Origin of the sequence: Mesorhizobium sp. M7A.F.Ca.CA.001.08.2.1, assembly GCF_003998455.1 — a bacterium.
GTDB lineage: Bacteria > Pseudomonadota > Alphaproteobacteria > Rhizobiales > Rhizobiaceae > Mesorhizobium > Mesorhizobium ciceri.
Window position 1 is genome coordinate 1 of the sequence record NZ_RZPW01000830.1, and the last position, 2,599, is coordinate 2,599.

The 2,599-nt window shown below is 63.1% G+C and carries 3 protein-coding genes; all 3 read right to left on the minus strand.

Going from position 1 to position 2,599, the window contains the following annotated elements:
* A partial coding sequence (locus tag EN914_RS31650; RefSeq protein WP_164779053.1) for a sulfotransferase occupies positions 1-213 on the minus strand: 213 nt, incomplete at its 3' end.
* Positions 214-640: 427 nt separating this feature from the next.
* The gene (locus tag EN914_RS31655) at positions 641-1,522 is read right to left on the minus strand and encodes an NmrA family NAD(P)-binding protein (RefSeq protein ID WP_024504013.1); all 882 of its coding nucleotides are present in this window, start codon (positions 1,520-1,522) and stop codon (positions 641-643) included.
* Positions 1,523-1,554: 32 nt separating this feature from the next.
* The coding region (locus tag EN914_RS31660; protein ID WP_164779054.1) for a serine hydrolase at positions 1,555-2,599 on the minus strand (1,045 nt) is incomplete at its 5' end.

The window sequence follows — 2,599 nt, forward strand, 5'->3', positions numbered from 1 at the left end:
GTCCTCGGGGTTGCGAACGGTGAGGATGAGCTTGGCGTCGGGGAAATACTCGGCGAGTTCGCGCCAGAAATAGGCCGTCGGCCAGTCGACTGCCGACTTGTAGCCGACATAGACGACGTCCCAATCCACCGGCTCGCGGCGCCCGGCGGCGCGGATCAGGTCGCGGTGCTCGGCGTTAGAGTTGACGTCCTCCATGTGAACCGAGCATTTCAAGCGCCAAGTTCAGAGTGTGCGTGCCGGTGCGGCCGAACCCAGCCCCGATAACAGGTAATGCCATGCGATCCTCCTGTGGGCGGGAGCGGATCATAGATTGCAGAGGGTGGAAAGGGAGGATGGTCCTAGCTCTCAATCCAAGAGGCCAAATCGGCATGTCGAGCGATGCGGCGAACTCGCTCTGCCCGAAGGCTACATAGCGGGCCGGCCGGTTACGGCGCCGATAGCGATCCGAGCCGCAGGAGCTAGGCCGGCAGCCTTTGTTTCCAGCATAGCCCCGATAAGGGTCGCTTCGGCCAATTTCGGGGGCACCAGTTGGTCGTGTGTCCGCATTCTCGTTACACAGCCGTTCCATCATAGTTCCCTTCAAGTTGCGAGGGGGGCGGCGGCGGATGTCCGTGCCGTCTGCTGTGTTTTCAGGGTGGAATCAAACGGCCTCGGTCGCGGCGGCTTGCCGGACAAGCGCCGCGATCACCTCCACAAGAGGTGTCTTGCCTTTGACGCTGTTCTGTCCGTTATCTTTGAAGTCGATCCAGCCTTCGTTGAAGCCGTCGAGCATGCGCATGCGCGGCTGTGGGTTACGCGTACCCTGGGCACGGAACAGGCCCTCCCAGCTTTCCCGCGGGACGATCTCCACCCGCACCGGATGCCCGAGTGCCGACGCGAAGGCATTGGCGAGATCGTTGGGCGAGACCCGCGACGGGCCTTCAAGTTCCACGACCCGCTTGCCGGTCCACCCCTCGCGGATCAGATCGGCGGCAAGCCGGCCGATATCCTGCGTCGCCACCATGGCGAAGGTCTTGTCAGCCGGCTGGAGGAAGCTGTGCAGCACGCCTTCGTCGCGGGCCGGCGCGACGTCCCAGGCCGCATTTTCCATGAACCAGCCGGGCCGCAGGAAGGTGACGGGAAAATCGAGCTCGCCGAGGGCTTCTTCCAGCATCGCCCGTTGGCTCAACAGATTGTCCACTTCCCCGTCGGCGCCGATGGTGGAGAGGCAGACGACCCTTTCCGGGCGCGCAGCAAGGAGAGCGGTCGTCAGCACCTCATTCCGCTTGGCCGCTTCCGGATAGCCGGGCGCAGGGTCGAATTCCGACGGCGGCAGAATGAAAACGCCAGTGGCGCCCTTGAAGGCGGCAGCAAGCTGGGCGGCGGCGCCCATCTCGGCGAAGGCGATTTCACACCCGCGCTTGCGCCAGATTTCCGCCTTGGCGGGATCGCGCAGCACCGCACGGACCGGTTCTCCGGCTTCGATCAGGGCTTTCGCCAGCGCGCCGCCGACCTTGCCAGTTATTCCTGTAATCGCATACATGATATGTCTCCTTGTGTTGAAATCGGGATGGATCAGGCGAGGCCGTCGTAGAGGCCGCGCTCGAATGTGCCGTAGAGCTTCACGACCTTTTGGTCGTAGAAGGGCAGGAGCTGGGTGAAGATGGCGCCGGTCACCTTCCTGACCGGGTCGAGCCAGAAATAGCAGTTGAGCAGGCCGGCCCAGGAAATGCTGCCTGCCGACCGACCGTTCGGACCGGGCAGCGTGTTGATGTCGAACGAATATCCCCACTTGTGGGGCTCGTCGGGAAACTGGTCGAAGCTCCGCGAATAGGCAGGCTGGGCAGTCCTCATGGCATGGACGTCGAGGTCGCCGATCTGGTTGCGCATCATCGACGCGACCGTTTCCGGCTTCAGCACCCGTACGCCTTTATGAGTGCCTCCGTTCAGCAGCATCCGCAGGAAGGCCATGTAGTCGCGCGGTGTACTGAAGCCGCCGCCGCCGCCCATGAAGAATTCCGGCCGCTGCGGCATTTCGAAGGGCGCGGGCGTCAGGCCGCCGTCTTCGCGACGGTTATGGAAGGTGGCGACCCTGGCCTTCTGCTTGCTTCCGATCAGGAAGCCTGAATCGGTCATGCCGAGCGGGGCGAAGATGTTCTCGCGGAAAAAGACTTCCAGTGACTGGTCGCTGACCGCCTCAACCAGCTTTCCGACCCAGTCCATGCTGATGCCGTATTGCCAGCGTTCGCCGGGGTCGAATTCGAGCGGTGCCAGGAAGGCGCCGTTCTTGCACGTGGCGATGTCCGGCATGCCGGTGACGTTCTCGTAGCGGGTTAGTGCATCGCTCCAGATCGAATAGGTATAGCCGGAGGTGTGTGTGAGCAGGTGACGCACCTTGATGGCCCGCTTGGCCGGACGCAGGCGCGGCTGGCCGTGGCCGTCGAAGCCCTCCAGCACCATCGGATTGGCGAGTTCCGGCAGATATTTCGCCGCATCGTCCTCGGGATTGATCCTGCCCTGCTCGATTAGCTGCATGCAGGCCGTGGCGGTGAAGGCCTTCGTCATGGACAACAGCCAAAATACCGTATCGGCGCGCATCGTTGCTCCGGTGGCCGTACTG